10 protein-coding genes are annotated in these 18,126 nt (G+C 74.6%); 5 read left to right on the forward strand and 5 right to left on the reverse strand.

The window, feature by feature from the left end:
* The first annotated feature begins 56 nt into the window (after positions 1-56).
* On the forward strand, positions 57-1,235 hold the full coding sequence (gene moeZ / locus ACZ462_RS01760; protein WP_467809134.1) for an adenylyltransferase/sulfurtransferase MoeZ: 1,179 nt from the start codon (positions 57-59) through the stop codon (positions 1,233-1,235).
* Between the two features lie 124 nt (positions 1,236-1,359).
* Here the strand turns inward: moeZ and ACZ462_RS01765 are convergent, their stop codons facing one another.
* The 4 genes from ACZ462_RS01765 to ACZ462_RS01780 form a co-directional block, all read right to left on the reverse strand.
* Entirely contained in the window at positions 1,360-2,910 is a 1,551-nt protein-coding gene (locus ACZ462_RS01765) for an alpha/beta hydrolase (RefSeq protein WP_467809135.1), read from the reverse strand.
* A 121-nt stretch (positions 2,911-3,031) separates the two neighbouring features.
* On the reverse strand, positions 3,032-3,880 hold the full coding sequence (locus tag ACZ462_RS01770) for a DNA glycosylase family protein (protein WP_467809136.1): 849 nt from the start codon (positions 3,878-3,880) through the stop codon (positions 3,032-3,034).
* Between the two features lie 705 nt (positions 3,881-4,585).
* Positions 4,586-4,807, reverse strand: a complete 222-nt coding sequence (locus ACZ462_RS01775; RefSeq protein WP_467809137.1) for a DUF397 domain-containing protein — start codon at positions 4,805-4,807, stop codon at positions 4,586-4,588.
* 5 nt (positions 4,808-4,812) lie between these two features.
* Positions 4,813-5,658 (reverse strand): helix-turn-helix domain-containing protein, encoded by an 846-nt coding sequence (locus ACZ462_RS01780; protein ID WP_467809139.1) that lies wholly within the window; start codon positions 5,656-5,658, stop codon positions 4,813-4,815.
* Between the two features lie 308 nt (positions 5,659-5,966).
* Here ACZ462_RS01780 and ACZ462_RS01785 point away from each other — a divergent pair, with 308 nt between their 5' ends.
* On the forward strand, positions 5,967-6,449 hold the full coding sequence (locus ACZ462_RS01785) for an ATP-binding protein (protein WP_467809140.1): 483 nt from the start codon (positions 5,967-5,969) through the stop codon (positions 6,447-6,449).
* A gap of 77 nt (positions 6,450-6,526) precedes the next feature.
* Here ACZ462_RS01785 and ACZ462_RS01790 read toward each other — a convergent pair whose 3' ends face one another.
* Positions 6,527-9,307 carry a lysylphosphatidylglycerol synthase transmembrane domain-containing protein gene (locus ACZ462_RS01790; RefSeq protein WP_467809141.1) on the reverse strand — a complete coding sequence of 927 codons (2,781 nt, stop codon included), beginning with the start codon at positions 9,305-9,307 and terminating at the stop codon, positions 6,527-6,529.
* Positions 9,308-9,465: 158 nt separating this feature from the next.
* Here ACZ462_RS01790 and ACZ462_RS01795 point away from each other — a divergent pair, with 158 nt between their 5' ends.
* The 3 genes from ACZ462_RS01795 to ACZ462_RS01805 all read left to right on the forward strand — a co-directional run bounded on the left by ACZ462_RS01795 (position 9,466) and on the right by ACZ462_RS01805 (position 18,124).
* Entirely contained in the window at positions 9,466-9,822 is a 357-nt protein-coding gene (locus ACZ462_RS01795; RefSeq protein ID WP_467809143.1) for an MGMT family protein, read from the forward strand.
* Between the two features lie 318 nt (positions 9,823-10,140).
* Positions 10,141-14,055, forward strand: a complete 3,915-nt coding sequence (locus ACZ462_RS01800) for a UvrD-helicase domain-containing protein (RefSeq protein WP_467809144.1) — start codon at positions 10,141-10,143, stop codon at positions 14,053-14,055.
* 199 nt (positions 14,056-14,254) lie between these two features.
* Complete coding sequence (locus ACZ462_RS01805) at positions 14,255-18,124, forward strand: UvrD-helicase domain-containing protein (RefSeq protein WP_467809145.1); 3,870 nt, start codon at positions 14,255-14,257, stop codon at positions 18,122-18,124.
* Positions 18,125-18,126: the final 2 nt, after the last annotated feature.

Here is an 18,126-nt window from a genome sequence, read left to right on the forward strand (position 1 = left end):
CGTGGCAGTGTTACGGAGAGAACCACCGTTCACGCATACCGATCTACGGAGTCCCCGTGTCGCTGCCACCCCTGGTCGAGCCGGCTGCCGAGCTCACCGTCGACGAGGTCCGTCGGTACTCCCGCCACCTGATCATCCCGGACGTCGGGATGGACGGCCAGAAGCGCCTGAAGAACGCGAAGGTGCTGGCCGTGGGCGCAGGGGGCCTCGGCTCGCCCGCCCTCATGTACCTGGCCGCGGCCGGCGTCGGAACGCTGGGCATCGTGGAGTTCGACGAGGTCGACGAGTCGAACCTCCAGCGCCAGATCATCCACAGCCAGTCGGACATCGGCCGCTCCAAGGCGGAGTCCGCCCGCGACACCGTCCTCGGCATCAACCCGTACGTGAACGTGGTCCTCCACGAAGAGCGGCTCGAAGCCGACAACGTGATGGACATCTTCGCCCAGTACGACCTGATCGTCGACGGCACCGACAACTTCGCCACGCGCTACCTCGTCAACGACGCCTGCGTGCTGCTCGGCAAGCCGTACGTGTGGGGCTCCATCTACCGCTTCGACGGCCAGGCCTCCGTCTTCTGGTCCGAGTACGGCCCCTGCTACCGCTGCCTCTACCCGGAGCCCCCGCCGCCGGGCATGGTCCCGAGCTGCGCCGAGGGAGGCGTCCTCGGCGTGCTCTGCGCGTCCATCGGCTCCATCCAGGTCACCGAGGCCATCAAGGTCCTCGCGGGCGTCGGCGAGCCGCTGGTCGGCCGCCTGATGATCTACGACGCCCTGGAGATGCAGTACCGCCAGGTCAAGGTCCGCAAGGATCCCGACTGCGCGGTGTGCGGCCCGAACGCGACCGTCAAGGAGCTCATCGACTACGAGGCCTTCTGCGGCGTCGTGTCCGAGGAGGCCCAGGAGGCGGCCGCCGGCTCGACGATCACTCCGAAGCAGCTCAAGGAGTGGATCGACGAGGGCGAGAACATCGAGATCATCGACGTCCGCGAGAAGAACGAGTACGAGATCGTCTCCATCCCGGGCGCGCGGCTGATCCCGAAGGGCGAGTTCCTGATGGGCACCGCCCTTCAGGACCTCCCGCAGGACAAGCGGATCGTCCTGCACTGCAAGACGGGTGTCCGCAGTGCGGAAGTCCTGGCGGTCCTGAAGTCCGCCGGCTTCGCGGACGCGGTCCACGTGGGCGGCGGCGTCATCGGCTGGGTCCACCAGGTCGAGCCCGGAAAGCCCGTCTACTAGGAGAGCGAACGGGCGGAAGGCGGCGCACTCCGCGCCGCGGCCCGCCCGGGGGTCCGCCCGAACCGGCCCCTGTCCCCGTGCGCGACGGCGCGGGGGCAGGGGCCGCCGGGCGTCCGGCGCCCGGTCAGGCGGCGGTGCAGACGGTGCCGCCGGCGGGCACCTTCCCGTCCAGCAGGTAGGCGTCGACCGCCTTCTGCACGCACGGGTCGCCGCTGTTGTACGCGCCGTGCCCCTGGCCTTTGTACGTCAGCTCCACCCCGACCCCCGGGCCGAGGCGCTCCACCATGCGCCGCGCCCCCTCGTACGGGGTCGCCGGGTCGCCGGTGTTGCCGATCACCAGGATCGGCGCCGAGCCGGGGGCCGACACGTCCGGCGTCTCCCACGCGCCCTCGACCGGCCAGCCGGTGCAGCTCACCAGGGCCCAGCCGAGGAAGTCCCCGAAGACGGGGGAGGCCTTGCGGAACTCGGGCAGCCGCTCCTCGGCCTGCTCCAGGGTGAACCGCTGCTTCGAGTCCGCGCAGTTGACCGCCGTGTTCGCGGCCCCGATGTTGCTGTAGCGGCCGTTCTCCTGCCGCCCGTTCAGCGCGTCGGACAGCGCCATCAGCAGCTGGCCCTGCCCGCCCTCCGCCTCGTCGATGCCCTGCTCCAGCAGCGGCCACAGCTCCTGCGAGTACAGGGCCTGCGCGATGCCGTTCGTCGCCGCCGAGTCCGTCAGCATGCGCCCGCCGAGACCCGGGATCGGCTTCTGCGCCAGGCTCTTCTGCAGCCGGAGCACCGTGTCCTCGACCTCCTGCGCGGTGGCGCCCTGGAGGCGGCACGCGTCGCCGCGGTCCACGCAGTCCTGCGCGAAGTTCTCCAGCGCGAGCTGGAAGCCCTTCGCCTGGCCGAGCGCGCTCTGCTCCGACGTCTTCGTCGGATCGACGACCGCGTCGAAGACGGCCCGGCCGACCTTGTCCGGGAACAGGTGGGCGTAGACCCCGCCGAGCTCGGTGCCGTAGGAGATGCCGAAGTAGTTCAGCTTCTTGTCGCCCAGCGCCTGGCGGATCCGGTCCAGGTCCCGGGCGGCGTTCTCGGTGCCCACGTACGGCAGCACCTTCCCGGAACGTGCCTCGCAGGCCTGCTGGTAGCGGCGGATCCCGTCCGCGAACTCCTTCTCCTCCGCCGGGGTGTCCGGCGTGTTGTCCCCGGCGTAGTACGCGTCCAGCTGCTTGTCCGTCTGGCACAGCACCGGCGCGCTCGCTCCGACGCCGCGCGGGTCGAAGCTCACCAGGTCGTAGCGCGAGCGCAGCGCCTGGTACTCCTCGGCCGCGCCCGGCAGCGTGCTGATGCCGGAGCCCCCGGGGCCGCCGAAGTTGAACACGAGCGAGCCCAGGCGCCGCTCCTTGTCCCGCGCGGGGGCCCGGATCAGTGCGATCGGGATCGTCTCCCCGCCGGGGTCGGCGTAGTCGAGCGGCACCTGCAGCGTGGCGCACTGCCAGTCCTTCGGCGGAGCGGGCCCGCCGCCCTGGGCGGCGGTCGGGGCGGCACAGGCGCCCCACTTCAGCGGCGGCGGCGCCGACGCGGTCCCGCCGGTGCGGGACGGGGCGCCGCCTCCCCCGCCGGAGCAGCCGGCGGCCCCGGCCACGGCCAGGGCGACGGCTCCGACGGCGGCCATCCGGAGGACGTGTCTCGACATGCCCCCATCCTCCGCCGCCCCCGCGCCCCCCGCCCCCGCACACGCCCGTTCGGGTGCCGCAGCCCCCGGCGGGACGGCGCGCCGCCCTGCGGCGGGATGCGTCCGGGGTCGGCGCCGGCGATCAGATCAGGGGCGGGTGCGGTTGTCCTCCGTGGCCGTTCAGGTCATGGCTCCCCCACGTGAGAGTGAACAGGGTCAGGGCGTGCAGTGGGGACCGGGACGGCGCCCAGCGGCGCCAAAGGGCCTCGAACGCGCGGTCGGAATTCGGGAACGTGAGTGAGGGGGCCGCCTTGCCGGCCCAGGTGCGCACGGCGAGGTCGCCGTGCGGGTAGACCGAGAAGTCGCCCGTGTAGTCGGCCGCGGCTGCTGCTGCGGTCCACGGACCGATACGGGGTACCTCGACAAGCTCTTTGATCAGGCTTTCGGCGTCGAGGGTTGACCACTTCTCGCCGCAGTCGAGGTAGGCCGCTGCGGCGGCGCGCAGGGCGCCGGTGTTGAACTTGCACCCGACGGCGGCGTAACCCTCGTCGGAGAGTTGCAGCAGGGTCTCGGGGGTCGGGGCGAGGGAGAGTTCGCCGGCGGCCGTGGTGAAGCTGCGTCCGTATGCGGCGTAGAGGCTGTGGTGCCGCTTCCGGGCCTGGCCCGCGGTCACGACCTGCCGCAGCAGCGCGGTCACGATCGCGTCCCACAACGAGGGGTTGTTGAGGCGAGCGACGGTGCCGAGGGACACGAGCTCGTCGAACAGCGGCTCGGCGCCGTCGGGTGCGGCGGGCAGCTCGATCGGCGAGGTGTATGCGACGGGCGGCTGCTCGCCCGCGGCGTCACCCGTAAGCGGCTGCAGGGCCAAGTGCGCGGCCTCGGGGTTCCAGAGGGCGAGCCACACGGCTCCCTGGTGCTCGACGAGGCGGGCACGCTCGCCCGTGCCGGTCGTCAGCCATGCGGGGTGTTCCGTGATGATCGTGGTGCTCATGAGCTCAATTCCGTTGGAGGGCAGCGGTGTTCGTGGGGGCGGCGGCACGGGCCGGAGGTGCGCAGTTCGAGGTACCGCAGTGGGCGCACCGACCACTCGGCGACCGCTCCGCTCCCGAATACCACGCTGAAGCCGGCGTGATGGCCCGAGTTGAGCAGCCCGAGGGCGTAGTGCCATCCGGAGTCCGCCCACTCGACGGCTCTCGCGATCTCCCGCGGAGTCATGCCGAACGCGTGAGCCGTTCGGATGTGAACGCGCATGGCCCGTACGGCGCTTGCGGCCGTGGGGAGGATGCGCGGTGCCTCGACAGGCACGGCGCGGTTTGAGTTCTGGGAGGTGTACCGCACGACCGTGAGCACGAATCCTCGTCTGACGAACCGCTCGGTCGACGTGAGCCGTGCGCCCGCCCTCGACTCGTGATCGGTAGCCAAACCTGCTGCGCGCATTCCCTGGCCCTCCAGGAATGGTGACGGGCTCCCTTTGCCGGCGGTGACTTGCTCCGGCTGAGGGCAGCCTGCGGAACCTCCCAGAAGGCTGCACGGGAGGCGGCGTTACGCACTGTGTGTGAGTCGCAACACTGCGACCGTACCGGCATTGGGACGACAGTCGCAACGCTGTGACGTCCCTACGTTGGACCGGCATATGCCAAGCGCCCCCGGCCGGTTGGACGGGGGCGCTCGGGGTGCGTTGCTCGTGGGCGGTTGTTCAGTCCTGCGAGGGGTCCTCGATCAAGTGGTCAAACTCGCCCGCCTTGACGCCTCGCACGAAGGCGGCGAAGTTCGCGCGGCTCGTAGCGATGACCGCCTCGGGCGTCTCGCTCTCGACGAGTTCGATCGTGCCCGGTTCGGCGCGGCGTACGTGTACGCAGTTCTGGTTGTTGTCCGCTCCCGAGAATGAGGATTTCTGCCAAGCGGTAGGGTTGATCATCTCTCTCACATTTCCTGTGCGACTCGGAGGATAAATTTTCGTGACTCGTGGGCGTCGAGTGAAATTTCCTCGACCGAATCGAGCAGTGCCCGATACTTGATCAGGTGTGGCTCTGCATCCAGAAATCCACCGTCGAATGCACTGTCGATCTGCACCGTGTCCAACTGGGGGATTGTCGCACCTGCGTAGAGCATGGAATGCACGGAGCCTGTAATCTGGGCGCTGAACGGTACAACCCTGATGGTGACACTGGGCCACGAGGACGCCTCAACCAAGAATTCGAGCTGCTCGCGCATTGTCTCAGGCCGGCAGTACCGCATCCGCAGCGCGGCCTCGTGGATCAGTGCTTGAAACTGGGGAGGCTGCGGGCGGTCGAAGATCTCGCGCCGCCGCATTCTGTGCTCGACCCTTATTCCGACCTCTTCCGAGGGCTCGGAAACGCTGCTGAGGATCAACTCTTTCGCGTATGCCTCGGTCTGGAACAGGCCCGGGATGTGCAACATGTCGATCGCTCGCATGTAGCGGGCGTGATGTTCCAGTTCGGCCAGATCAAGGAATCCGGGCGACAGGCGCCCCCGATATTCATCCCACCAGCCCTTACTGCGTTCCTCGGCCATATCGGCGAGTGCGTTGATCAAGTGCTTGTCGGTGGCTGAGCAGTGGGCGGCGAGCCTGCGCACTCGCTCGGCGCTCACGCCGTACCGGCCGGATTCGATGTGGCTCGCGGCCGCACGTTCACCGCCGAGAAAGCGGGCGATGTCGGCGCCGGAAAGGCCGGCGCGCTCCCTCATCTTGCGAAGCTCTGCCCCCAACCGCTTCTGCCGCGCCGTCGGATACGCCCTCGGTGGCATGGGCCCCCTCCCTCCTGTGTGCCTAGAGTGTGCCGCCCTTCCGGCCCGGTGGTCCACTCGCGATGTTGGTACGGCCGTCCCACTGTTGCGCCGTCCCAACGTTGTGCCCTAACGTCAAAACGGCGCCGCACCACCGTGGCGACTCGAAGTGCAGCCATCTGTACGCCGTTTGACGGTTCCTCGGGGGATGGCCAGGGACACGAGTCGTTGCCTTTGACCCGCGCTAGCCCCGTAGTTGGGAGACACAGACCATGACGACGAGTGCCTTACCTCCAGCACGTCCGCCCGACCAGGGCGTTGGCTTCACCATGACGGCGCCCCGTGCCGACACCACGCCGAAGATCGTCCGAGACTGGCTCGCCATGCTGCTGACAGCGTTCGGGCACCGCGAGATCGCCGAGCAGGCGCGTCTCTGCGCGTCCGAGGCGGTGACGAACGCCTGTCTGCACACCAGGATCGACCGGATCACGGTCGAGGTGGCCCTCGGCTCGACCGCCGTCACCGTGTCCGTGGACGACGACCGGCCCGGACGGCTTCCCCCGCCCGGCCCGCCGCAGTCGTGGCGTGAGGAGCGGGGCCGCGGGCTGAGCCTGATCAGAGCTCTCTCCGAGGACCTGTGCGTCGTCTCGAACGGCGAACTCGGAAAACGCGTGCAGTTCACCCTCCCCTACGGCGAGGCGGCGGGGCAGCAGCCCGGCACCGTGCACGTGGCCCTGCGTCGGGCACCGGAAGCGCAACCGCCCCCGACAACGCCACCCTCTCCTGAGGATCGCACCCCCTTCACGGGGTGAGGCGACGGTGAGAGCGCCCCGCTGCCTGCATCGCAGCCGGTAGCGGGAGCGCTTGCTCAGCAGTGGTCCGGCAGCGGCTAGATCGCTTCCTTGCGGGTGAGGTAGTTGAACGAGACCCAGCCCGGGAGGACCGGCAGCCAGAACGTCATCAGGCGGAACAGCAGGACCGCCGAGATCGCGACCTCCTTGTCCAGGCCCGCCGCGATCAGGCCCAGCGTCAGCGTCGTCTCGACGGCGCCGATGCCGCCCGGGGTCGGTGCGGCCGAGCCGAGGGCGTTGCCTGCGAGGAACACCACGGCGATGCTCGCGTAGCTCAGCGTCTCGCCGCCGCCGAAGGCGCGGATCGACGCGTCCAGGCACATCACGAAGCAGCCGGTCAGCAGCAGCATCCCGCCGATGCCCGTCATCAGCTTCTGCGGTCGCTGGAGCACGTCCAGCATGCGCGGCACGACACCCGCGAACAGGGCCCGCACCCGCGTCACGACGAACTTCCGCAGGAACGGCACCGCCGTGACGACGAGGACCAGCACGGCCACCGTCAGCAGGCCGGCGATGACCGTCCGGGACGGCGTCATCTCGGGGGTCTTCTCGGTGCCCGTCAGGTAGCCGAACGACAGCAGCAGCAGGATGTGCGCCGCCAGCCCGAACAGCTGCGAGGCGCCCACACTGGCCACCGCCAGCCCCGGCCGGACCCCCGCCCGCTGGAGGAACCGCGTGTTCAGCGCGACGCCGCCGACGGCCGCCGGGGCGACCAGCTTGACGAAGGAGCCGGCCACCTGGGCCACCACCGTCCGCAGGAACGGCACCCGCTCCGGCACGAACCCGAGCAGGCTCATCGCCGCGGCGAAGTACGTCAGCGCCGAGAACGCCAGCGCCGCCCCCACCCAGCCCCACTCGGCCCCGGCGACGATCGTCGCGAAGTCCACGTGGGCCAGCTGCGTCAGCAGGAAGTACGCGCCGAACGCGCCCGCGATGAACGAGACCAGGGTGCGCGGCCGGATCCGCTCCAGCCGGGCCGGCTCCACCGGCGCCTGCGGCCGGATCAGCAGCACCTGCTTGCGGATCTGGCTCAGCAGGTCCTCCTCGCGGGCCCCCTCCAGCGCGTCGTCCAGCGCCCGCTTCTCCGCCTTCCGCTCGGCCGCCGACGTGGCGGAGCCGGCCTTGGCGCCCGCCTTCGCCCCCGCGGCCTCGCGGGCCGCCTTCGCCGCGCGGGACGACTCCAGCACCGCCTCCCGCTGCCGGTCCGCCCGCTCCCGGGCGAGCCGGCGCAGCGTGGCCCGCGTCGACCGGCTCAGCGCGATCGGCTGGAGCAGCGGCAGGCAGTCCGCGACCGCGTCCGGGCCGAGCACCGACACCGCCGACGCCACCGCGCGCTCCGCGCCGACCCGCAGGCCGAGCGTGGTCAGCAGCTGCGCGATGTCCATCCGCAGCACCAGGTCGCCGGCCGCGATCTCGCCGCCGCGCAGGTCGGTGAGGATGACCCTGCCGGAACGATCCACCAGCAGGGCGTCGCCCGTCAGCCGGCGGTGCGCGATCCGGCGCGACTGCAGGGCGCGTACCTGCTCCCACGCGTGGCGGGCCAGCCCGTCGGTGATCTCCTCGTCCGGGACGGCGTCCAGCGGCCGGCCCTCCAGGTGCTCGTACACCAGCATCACGGCGTCCGGGCCGAGCTCGGAGGTCGCGATCAGCTTGTGCGCGTTCGCCCCGGCCGCGATCGCGGCGTACGCGAGGAGCGCCTCCTGCTCCAGCGCCTGGCGCAGCGACTGCAGGGAGCGGCGCGTCGTGATCCCGCGGAGGGTCATGCGGCGCCACACCCGGTAGAAGAACCCGTGCGCCTGCTGCTCCCGGTCGACGACGGTGACGTCGAGCGGCGGCCCGTCCTCCAGGGTGACGTGGTAGCGGCGCCCGCGGTCGCTGGCCTCGGAGGCGTCGGCGCCCTCCGCGGCCTCGGCGCGCGTCGCGCTGACCGGCTGGAAGCCGACCCGGCGCAGGCCGGCGAGCAGGTTCTGCCCGGTGGGGCGCACGTTCGGGGAGCCGACGGCGTACAGGGTGCCGTAGGCGACGCTCCAGCCGATCAGCACCGTCAGGATGATCGAGAAGGGGGTGGTGTAGCCGCTGACCAGCATCGCGAACGCGTCGAGCAGCAGCACCACCCACAGGGCGACCCGCCAGCGCGGCCGGCGCGTCATCCCGACGGCGGTCATGTACGCGATCACGGGTGCGAGGTAGCCGTGCACGGGGTCGGTGGGCGCGCCGCCGGCGCCCGCGGCGCGGGTCAGCGCGTCCCGGATGGTCTCCGGGGCGGCCTGGGAGACCCACAGGTCGGTGGCGAGGGTGACGCCGTGGGCGAGGACGGCGGCGAGGACGCCGTCGGCGATGCGCAGCCCGTCGCGTTTGATCAGCCGCTCGATCGCGAAGGCGACGGGGACGAGGAGGACGGCGATGCTGGACACCAGTCCCGCGACCTTGATCAGGAGGTCGGGGGCGGCCTGGGTGCCCTGGCTGATGTCGTCCTCCAGGCCGGCGGTGGTGCCGTGCGCGAAGGCGGCGATGCCGAGGACGACGGCGATGCCGAGGAGTCCGACGAGGAAGCGGACGAGGTCGGAGGGGCGGTGCACGCGGGCGGCGAGCAGCGGCTCGTCGACCTCCACCGCGTCGGCGGGGACCGCTGCGGAGGCGTCTGCGGCGGGGGGCGCGTCGGCGGGGCGGACAGCGTCCGGGGTGCGAGCGGCGTCCGCGGGGGAGGGGGCGGCGGCCGGGCCGTCGGCGGGCGCGCCGGGGGCCCCGTCGCGGGGCGCGCCGGGGTGCGGCTCGGGGCGCGCGCCGTCGTCCTCGGTCGCGCCGTCCGGAGGGCTCACACCCTGCTCCTTCGTCGTCACAGCCGTCTCTTCTTGATCACGTATCACCACTCACCGCCCGGAAGATGGTGGCACGGACCGGCGGTCCCGGGGGGCGGCAGGGTGCGCGCCGGTGCGGAAGGAAACGCTCCGCGCAGGGGCCCGCCACGTCCGGCACCATGGGCGGAATGAGCGAGGAGCTGCCTGCGTACGCGGAGCGCGTGCTGGACGCGGCCGAGCGGATTCCGCCCGGCCGGGTGATGACCTACGGGGACGTCGCCGAATGGCTCGGGGAGGGCGGCCCCCGCCAAGTCGGCCGCGTCATGGCCCTGTACGGCGGCGCCGTCCCCTGGTGGCGCGTGGTGCGCGCCGACGGCCGGCCCCTGCCCGGCAGCGAACCCCGCGCCCTGGAGCACTACCGGACCGAGTCCACCCCGCTGCGCCTCACCGCCGGCGGCGAGGCCCGGCTGGACATGCCGCGGGCACGCTGGGACGGCGGCGGGCACGGCACGGCGGGCGACGAGGGTCACATCTGACAGCTTCCGCCACAGGAGGCCCCGCGCGCCGGTCGAGAACCGGGGCCGGGGACCGTCCGGGGGACCGGAGACCGCCCGCCCGGACCCCCGCCCACCCGCCCGCACCGCGCCCCGGCGGAGCCCCGCCGCACGGCCCGCTGCCGCCCCGCCGGCCGGACCCGGGGCCGGACCTCGGGGAACTGCACGGGGCGCGCCGCTTGCCGTAGCGTTGCCTCTTCGGCGGTCGCGGCCGGCCCCCCGGCGGGTGCCCGTGCGGCGACCGCGGACGCCGCACGACCCGTACGCCCCGCAGCACGAACACCAGGACCGGCACCTCACGTGATCACCTCTTCCTCCGACCGCCCCGAGCGGCTGCGTACGCGGACCCCCGACGCGTACCGTCTCGTGCGCAGCGGGCCGGGGCGGGCGGAGCCCCCTGTGCTGGACGCAGCGCAGCAGGCGGTGGTTGACCACACCCGCGGACCGCTGCTCGTCCTCGCCGGGCCCGGCACCGGCAAGACCACCACCCTCGTCGAGGCCGCCGCCGCCCGCGTCGAGGCCGGCACCGACCCCGCCCGGATCCTGATCCTCACCTTCGGCCGCAAGGCCGCTGTGGAACTGCGCGACCGCGCCGCCCTCCGGCTCGGCGGCGCCCGCGCCCCGCAGGCCACCACCTTCCACTCCTTCTGCTACGGGCTGGTCCGCGCCCACCAGGACAGCGACCTGTTCGCCGACCCGCTGCGCCTGCTGTCCGGGCCCGAGCAGGACGTCATGGTCCGCACCCTGCTGGAGGGGCAGCGCGAGATCCGCTCCATCCGCTGGCCCGACGACCTGCGGGCCGCCCTGACCACCCGCGGCTTCGCCGACGAGGTCCGCGCCGTCCTCGCCCGCGCCCGCGAGCTCGGCCTCGGCCCGGCGGCCCTCGACGCGTTCGCCTCCCGGATCGGCCGGCCCGACTGGAAGGCGGCCGCCGCCTTCCTCGCCGAGTACCTCGACGTCCTCGACATGCAGGGCACCCTCGACTACGCCGAGCTGCTGCACCGCGCCGTGCTGCTCGCCGAGCGGACGCCCGGCCTGGCCGCCGCCTACGACGTGATCTACGTGGACGAGTTCCAGGACACCGACGCCTCGCAGCTGCGGCTGCTGCGGGCGCTGGCCGGCCCGGGCGGCACGCTGGTCGCCTTCGGCGACCCCGACCAGTCGATCTACGCCTTCCGCGGCGCCGACATCAACAACATCCTCGACTTCGAGGGCGCGTTCCCCGGCGCTGCCGTACGGGCCCTGACGGTCGGCCGCCGCTCCGCCTCCGCCGTGCTCGCCGCGACCCGGCTGCTGACCACCCGCATGCCGGTGCCGCGGCTGCCCGCGGAGGCCGTCCGCGCCCACCGGGGGCTCACGCCGGTGCGGGAGGGCGGCCGCGTCGAGGTGTACACGTACCCGACGGCCGGCGCCGAGGTGGACAACATCGCGGACATCCTGCGCCGCGCCCACCTGGAGGACGGCGTGCCCTGGCAGGACATGGCCGTCCTGGTGCGCGCCGGAGGGCGCACGCTGCCGGCGATGCGGCGGGCCCTGATCGCGGCGGGCGTCCCCGCGGAAACGGACGGCACGGACATCCCCCTGCGCCACGAACCGGCGGTCGCCCCCCTCCTGACGGCCCTCCGCACGGTGGCCCTGGCGACCCCGCCGCCGGCCGGAGCCCCCGCCATCCCGGCGGACGCCGACGCCGACGCCGGCATGCCGGCGGACGAACCCGGTGCTGCGGTCCCCACCGCCGTCCCGGGCGATGCCGAGGCCGGCGGAGCCCGGACGGCGGGACCGGCCGACGGACCCGCGTCCGCCGCCCCGGCGGACCCCGCCGGCGGGCCGGGCGCCGCGACCGCCTCTGCCGTCGGCGTGCCGGGCACGGCGGGCGATACGTCCCCTCGCGGCGACAGGCCCGGCCCGGCCGTCCGGGGCGGCTCCGCCGCCGTTGGCGGCGCAGCCGCCGCCGGGGACTCCGCCGCGGGTGGTCCCGCCGCCGCACACGGGTTCGGCCCGGCCGATCACGCCGCCGGCCCGGACGCCGCGTCCGTCCCCGCCGCCGGGGACGGCTCCGCCGGTGCAGGGAGCGGCGCGGCCGGGCACGGTGCCGCGGGTGCCGCCGCTCGGGGGGATGCCGCCATCCCGGCGGGTGCCGCCGCTCCCGGTTCTGCCGAGGACGCCGCCGGCGCGCAAGGTGCCGCCGCCGAGGATGCCGCTGCCGCGCCGGGTGCCGCCGAGGGCGCCGACGCCGTGCGGCTCGCTGCCGACGGCGCCGATGCGGCCGTGGACGCCGCTGCCGGGCAGGACGTCGGCGGGGCGGTTTCCGCGGGGGATGCGGGGGAGGGGTGGATCGGGGTCGACGCGGCCCTGTCGCTGCTCGCCTCACCGCTCGGCGGGATGGACGCCGCCGACCTGCGGCGCCTCGGGCGGGCCCTGCGCGACGAGGAGCGCGCGGCCGGCACCGCCGTGCCCGCGCCCTCCGACGTGCTGCTCGCCCGCGCGCTCGCCGAGCCGGAGCGCCTCGTCGCGCACGACCCCGCGTACGCGCGCGGCGCCCAGCGCCTCGGCCTGCTCCTGCGCAAGACGCGCGAGCTGCTCCAGGGCGGTGGCACCGCCGAGGAGGCCCTGTGGACCCTGTGGGACGGCACGCCCTGGCCGCAGCGCCTGGAGCGCAGCGCCCGACGCGGCGGCCCGGCCGGCCGCAACGCCGACCGCGACCTCGACGCGGTCTGCGCGCTCTTCGACACCGCCGCCCGCGCCGAGGAGCGCACCGGCGGCCGCGGCGCCCTCAACTTCCTCGAACAGCTCGAAGCCGAGGACATCGCCGCCGACACCCTCACCCGCCGCGCCACCCGCCGCGAGGCGGTCCGGCTGATGACCGCGCACCGCTCCAAGGGCCTCGAATGGGGCCTCGTCGTCGTCGCCGGCGTCCAGGAGGGCCTCTGGCCGGACCTCCGCCGCCGCGGCTCCCTCCTCGAAGCCGACCGGATCGGCCGCGACGGCCTCGCCGAGCCCCTCGGCGCCGGCTCGCTCCTCGCCGAGGAGCGCCGCCTCTTCTACGTCGCCGCCACCCGCGCCCGCGACCGGCTCGTCGTCACCGCCGTCAAGGCCGCCGCCGAGGACGGCGACCAGCCCTCCCGGTTCCTCACCGAACTCGGCGTGCCCCCCAAGGACGTCGCGGGCCGGCCCCGCCGCCCCCTCGCCGTCCCCGCGCTCGTCGCCGAACTCCGCGCCACGACCGTCGACCCCGCCGCCTCGCCCGCGCTGCGCGACGCCGCCGCCCGCCGCCTGGCCCGCCTCGCCGCGCTCACCGACGAGGACGGCCGGCCGCTCGTGCCCGCCGCGCACCCGCAGCGCTGGTGGGGCCTGTACGAGCCCACCCGCAGCCGGGTGCCGCTGCGCGACCGCAGCCGGCCCGTCGCCCTCTCCGGCAGCGCCCTGGACCAGCTCGCCAACACGTGCTCCCTGCAGTGGTTCCTCGGCCGCGAGGTCAAGGCCGACACCCCCGCCACCGCCGCCCAGGGATTCGGCAACGTCGTCCACGTCCTTGCGGACGAGGTCGCCTCCGGCCGCACCCCCGCCGACCTGGCCGTCCTCATGGAGCGCCTCGACTCCGTCTGGGACGCCCTCGCCTTCGACGCCCCCTGGAAGTCCCGCCAGGAGAAGGACAGCGCCCGCGCCGCGCTGGAGCGCTTCCTGCGCTGGCACACCACCGACCGCGGGGGCCGGGCGGCCGTCGCCACCGAGCACGACTTCGACGTCACGCTCGAAGCGGGCGAGTACGCCGTCCGGATCCGGGGCTCCATGGACCGCGTCGAGGCGGACCCGCAGGGGCGGGCGTACGTCGTCGACTTCAAGACCGGCAAGGCCGCGCCGACGAAGGACGAGGTGGCCCGCCACCCCCAGCTCGCCGTCTACCAGCTCGCCGTCCGCGAGGGCGCCGTCGACGAGGTCTTCGACGGGCTGCGCCCCGAGCCCGGCGGCGCCGAACTCGTCCACCTGCGCCAGGGCGCCGCCGCACGCGACGGCGGCGACACCGCTCCCAAGGTGCAGGCGCAGGAGGCGCTGCCGCCCGGGCCGTCCGGCGAGTGGGTCGGGGACCTGCTGGCGACGGCCGCCGGGCGGGTCCTGGACGAGCGCTTCGCGCCCGCCCCCGGCCGGCACTGCGACCACTGCTCCTTCCGCAGCTCGTGCAGCGCGCGCCCCGAGGGCCGCCAGACCGTGGAGTGAGCTGCCGCACAGCCCGAGGCCGCCGCGGGGTGCGTGCGGTGGGCGCCGTCCACCGGGCGCACCCGCCGCCACCCGCCGTACGGCACCGCCCGGCGGGCCCGCCGGGGGCCGGTCCGCGGCGCCCGGCACCCGCCCGCCCGCACCCGGCGGTGTGAGCCGCGTCGCGGGCGGTGTCGGCCCGGACGGCTAGCCTTTCCGGGTGTCCGCGCGCCCGTCCCCCCTCACCGACCCCGAGCAGCTCAAGGAGCTCCTCGGCATCCCGTTCACCCCCGAACAGCTCGACTGCATCACCGCCCCGCCCGCCCCGCAGGTCATCGTGGCCGGCGCGGGCTCCGGCAAGACGACCGTCATGGCCGCCCGCGTGGTCTGGCTGGTCGGCACCGGCACGGTCGCGCCGGGCGAGGTCCTCGGCCTCACCTTCACCAACAAGGCCGCCGGCGAACTCGCCGAACGGGTCCGGACCGCCCTCGCCCGCGCCGGCGTCACCGACCCCGACCCGGCACCGGCCGTCGACCCCGCCGCCGCGGACGCCGCCGCCGGCGAACCCCGCATCTCCACCTACCACGCCTTCGCCGGCCGCCTCCTGAAGGACCACGGCCTGCGCATCGGCCTGGAACCCAGCGCCCGGCTCCTCGCCGACGCCACCCGCTTCCAGCTCGCCGCCCGCGTCCTGCGCGAGGCGCCCGGCCCCTACCCGGCGCTCACCAAATCCCTGCCCGACCTGGTCAGCGACCTGCTCGCCCTCGACGGCGAACTCTCCGAGCACCTCGTCACCCCCGAGCGGCTGCGCGCGTACGACACCGCGCTGCTCGACGAACTGGCCGGGACCCGCCTGACCAACGAGGACCTCCGCAAGGTCCCCGAAGCCGTCCGCGGCCGCCTCGAACTGCTGGAGCTGACCGAGCGCTACCGGGCCGCCAAACGCTCCCGCGACCTCCTCGACTTCAGCGACCAGATAGCCCTGTGCGCGGAGCTGGCCACCACCCGGCCCGAGGTCGGGGCGCTGCTGCGCGACGAGTTCCGCGTCGTCCTCCTCGACGAGTACCAGGACACCTCCGTCGCGCAGCGGCTGCTGCTCTCCGGCCTGTTCGGCGGCGGCACCGGGCACGCCGTCACCGCCGTCGGCGACCCCTGCCAGGCCATCTACGGCTGGCGCGGCGCCTCCGTGGCCAACCTCGACGACTTCCCCGAGCACTTCCCGCACGCCGACGGCACCCCCGCCACCCGCTTCTCCCTCAGCGAGAACCGGCGCAGCGGCGGCCGCCTCCTCGACCTCGCCAACGGGCTCGCCACCCCGCTCCGCGCCATGCACGAGGGCGTCGAGGCGCTGCGCCCCGCACCGGGGGAGGAGCAGGCCGGCTCCGTGCGCTGCGCACTGCACACCACGCACGCCGAGGAGCTCGACTGGCTCGGCGACTCCGTCGCCCACCTGGTCCGCACCGGCACCGAGCCGCGGGACATCGCCGTGCTGTGCCGGTCGTCCGGGGACTTCGCGCAGATCCAGGCCGCGCTCGCGGCCCGCGAGGTGCCCGTCGAGGTCGTCGGCCTGTCCGGGCTGCTGCACCTGCCGGAGGTCGCCGACCTCATCGCCGTGTGCGAGGTGCTCCAGGACCCCGGCGCCAACGCCTCCCTCGTCCGGCTGCTGATCGGCCCGCGCTGGCGCATCGGCGCCCGCGACCTGGCGCTGCTGGGCCGGCGCGCCCGCCTGCTGGTCGGCCGGGCGCGCGGCGAGGCGGACCCGGACGGGCGGCTCGCCGCCGCCGTGGAGGGCGTGGACCCGGCAGAGGTCGTCTCGCTGGCCGACGCCCTCGACACCTTCCTCGAGGGCCACGGCGGCCACGGCGGCTCCGGCGGCCCCGCCGGGGACGACGGCCTGCCGTTCTCCGCGGACGCCCGCGTCCGCTTCGCCCACCTGGCGCAGGAGCTGCGCGACCTGCGGCGCTCCCTAGCCGACCCGCTGATGGACGTCCTGCACCGGGTGCTGGCCGCGACCGGCCTGGACGTGGAGCTGTCGGCCTCCCCGCACGCCCTGGCCGCGCGCCGCCGCGAGACCCTGTCCTCGTTCCTCGACGTCGCGGCCGGCTTCGCCTCCCTCGACGGCGAGGCCTCCCTGCTGGCCTTCCTCGGGTTCCTGCGGACCGCCGTCCAGTACGAGAAGGGCCTCGACCACGCCCTGCCCGGCGGGGAGAACACCGTCAAGGTGCTCACCGCCCACAAGTCCAAGGGGCTGGAGTGGGACGTCGTCGTCGTGCCCGACCTGTGCGCGGGCTCCTTCCCGAAGCAGAAGCCGCCGGAGGCGTGGACCTCGTACGCGAAGGTCCTGCCGTACGCGCTGCGCGGTGACGCGGCCACCCTGCCGGGCGACCCGGAGTGGACCTCCGCGGGCCTGAAGTCGTTCAAGGCGGCGCTGAAGGAGCACAAGGCGGTCGAGGAACTCCGCCTCGGCTACGTCACCTTCACCCGGCCGCGCTCCCTGCTGCTCGCGTCGGGGCACTGGTGGGGGCCGTCGCAGAAGAAGCCGCGCGGGCCGTCGCCGTTCCTGGAGGCGCTGTACGCGCACTGCGCGGCGGGGCACGGCGAGATCGAGGCCTGGGCCCCCGAACCGGAACCGGAGGAGGAGAACCCGTCGCTGACGGCGGCCCAGGAGGCCGAGCACGCCTGGCCGCTGCCGCTGGACCGGCAGTCGCTGGAGATGCGGCGCAGGGCCGCGGCCCTGGTGGAATCCCACCTGTCGGCCGCCGCCCGGACCCCCGCCCCCGAACCGGCGGACGAGCCGGCCGACGCGCTGTGGCCCGAGGACTGGGCCGCACCGGCCGACGGCCGGCACCCGGAGCACGACTCCGGCCCGCCCGCGCCTGCGGCGCCGTCCGCCGTCCCGGCTGGGTCGGCGGCGGCCGTCGTGCATCCGGCCGCGCCGGGGGACGACCTGTGGCCCGAGGAGTGGGCCGCTGCGTCCGGTGCGGCCTCCGGTCCGGCAGAGGCCGCCGCCCCGGCCGACGACCTGTGGGACGGGGAGTGGGCGGCTCCGCCCGACGACCTGCGGCCGGAGCACGACTCCGGCCCGCCCGCGCCTGCGGCGCCGTCCGCCGTCCCGGCTGGGTCGGCGGCGGCCGTCGTGCATCCGGCCGCGCCGGCGGACGACCTGTGGCCCGAGGAGCGGGCCGCCCCGGCGGCTGCCGTCCTGCCCGGCGCAGTCGGCGGCACGGTCGAGCACGCCGAGCCCGCCGACGACCCGTGGGGCGGGCGCCCGGCAGCCGCGGACCGGCGGGGCTTCGGCGTGTCCGCGCCCGCCGTGCCGGCTGCCCGCCGCGGCGGCTCCGTGGACGCGGGGGCCGGGCTCAGCCCCGAGGAGGCGCGGGCCGTCGCCTCGTGGGACCGCGACCTCGACGCCCTGGAGGGCGAGCTGCGCCGTTCGCGGGCCGCCGTCCGCGACGTCGAGCTGCCCGCCTCGCTCTCCGCGAGCCAGCTGCTCCGCCTCGCCGCCGACGAGCAGGGCTTCGCCCGCGACCTGGCCCGCCCCATGCCGCGGCCGCCGCAGCCCGCCGCCCGCCAGGGCACCCGCTTCCACGCCTGGGTGGAGTCCCGCTTCACCGAGCTCCCGCTGCCGTTCCTCGACGTCCTCGACCCGGCGGCCGACCTCCCCGGCTCCGACCAGGAAGTCGCCGACGAGGCCGACCTCGCCGCCCTCAAGGAGGCCTTCGAGCGGAGCCCGTACGCCGAGCGCGTCCCGCACCGCCTGGAGGTGCCCGTCCAGGTCACCCTCGCCGGGCGGGTCGTCCGCGGCCGGATCGACGCCGTGTACCGCGCGCCCGCCGGCTCCCCGTACGCGTACGAGATCGTCGACTGGAAGACCGGCCGCTCCACCGACGCGGACCCCCTCCAGCTCGCCGTATACCGCCTCGCCTGGGCCGAAACCACCGGCACCCCGCTGCGCCGGGTGTCCGCCGCCTTCCTGCACGTCCGCAGCGGACGCCTCATCCGGCCCCGCAACCTCCCCGGCCGGGCCCGCCTTGAGCGGATCCTCCAAGGCAAAACGGGCGCGGACAGCGGCCGCCGGACGGGCGGATAGGC

This window comes from Streptomyces sp. NPDC031121 (assembly GCF_055570615.1).

What these genes read in the sequence shown, in the direction of transcription:
- ACZ462_RS01785 (WP_467809140.1), top strand. Translation starts at nt 5,967, where the DNA reads ATGACGGCGCCCCGTGCCGACACCACGCCGAAGATCGTCCGAGACTGG.
- ACZ462_RS01770 (WP_467809136.1), bottom strand. Translation starts at nt 3,880, where the DNA reads ATGAGCACCACGATCATCACGGAACACCCCGCATGGCTGACGACCGGC.
- ACZ462_RS01780 (WP_467809139.1), bottom strand. Translation starts at nt 5,658, where the DNA reads ATGCCACCGAGGGCGTATCCGACGGCGCGGCAGAAGCGGTTGGGGGCA.
- ACZ462_RS01775 (WP_467809137.1), bottom strand. Translation starts at nt 4,807, where the DNA reads ATGATCAACCCTACCGCTTGGCAGAAATCCTCATTCTCGGGAGCGGAC.
- ACZ462_RS01765 (WP_467809135.1), bottom strand. Translation starts at nt 2,910, where the DNA reads ATGTCGAGACACGTCCTCCGGATGGCCGCCGTCGGAGCCGTCGCCCTG.
- ACZ462_RS01795 (WP_467809143.1), top strand. Translation starts at nt 9,466, where the DNA reads ATGGGCGGAATGAGCGAGGAGCTGCCTGCGTACGCGGAGCGCGTGCTG.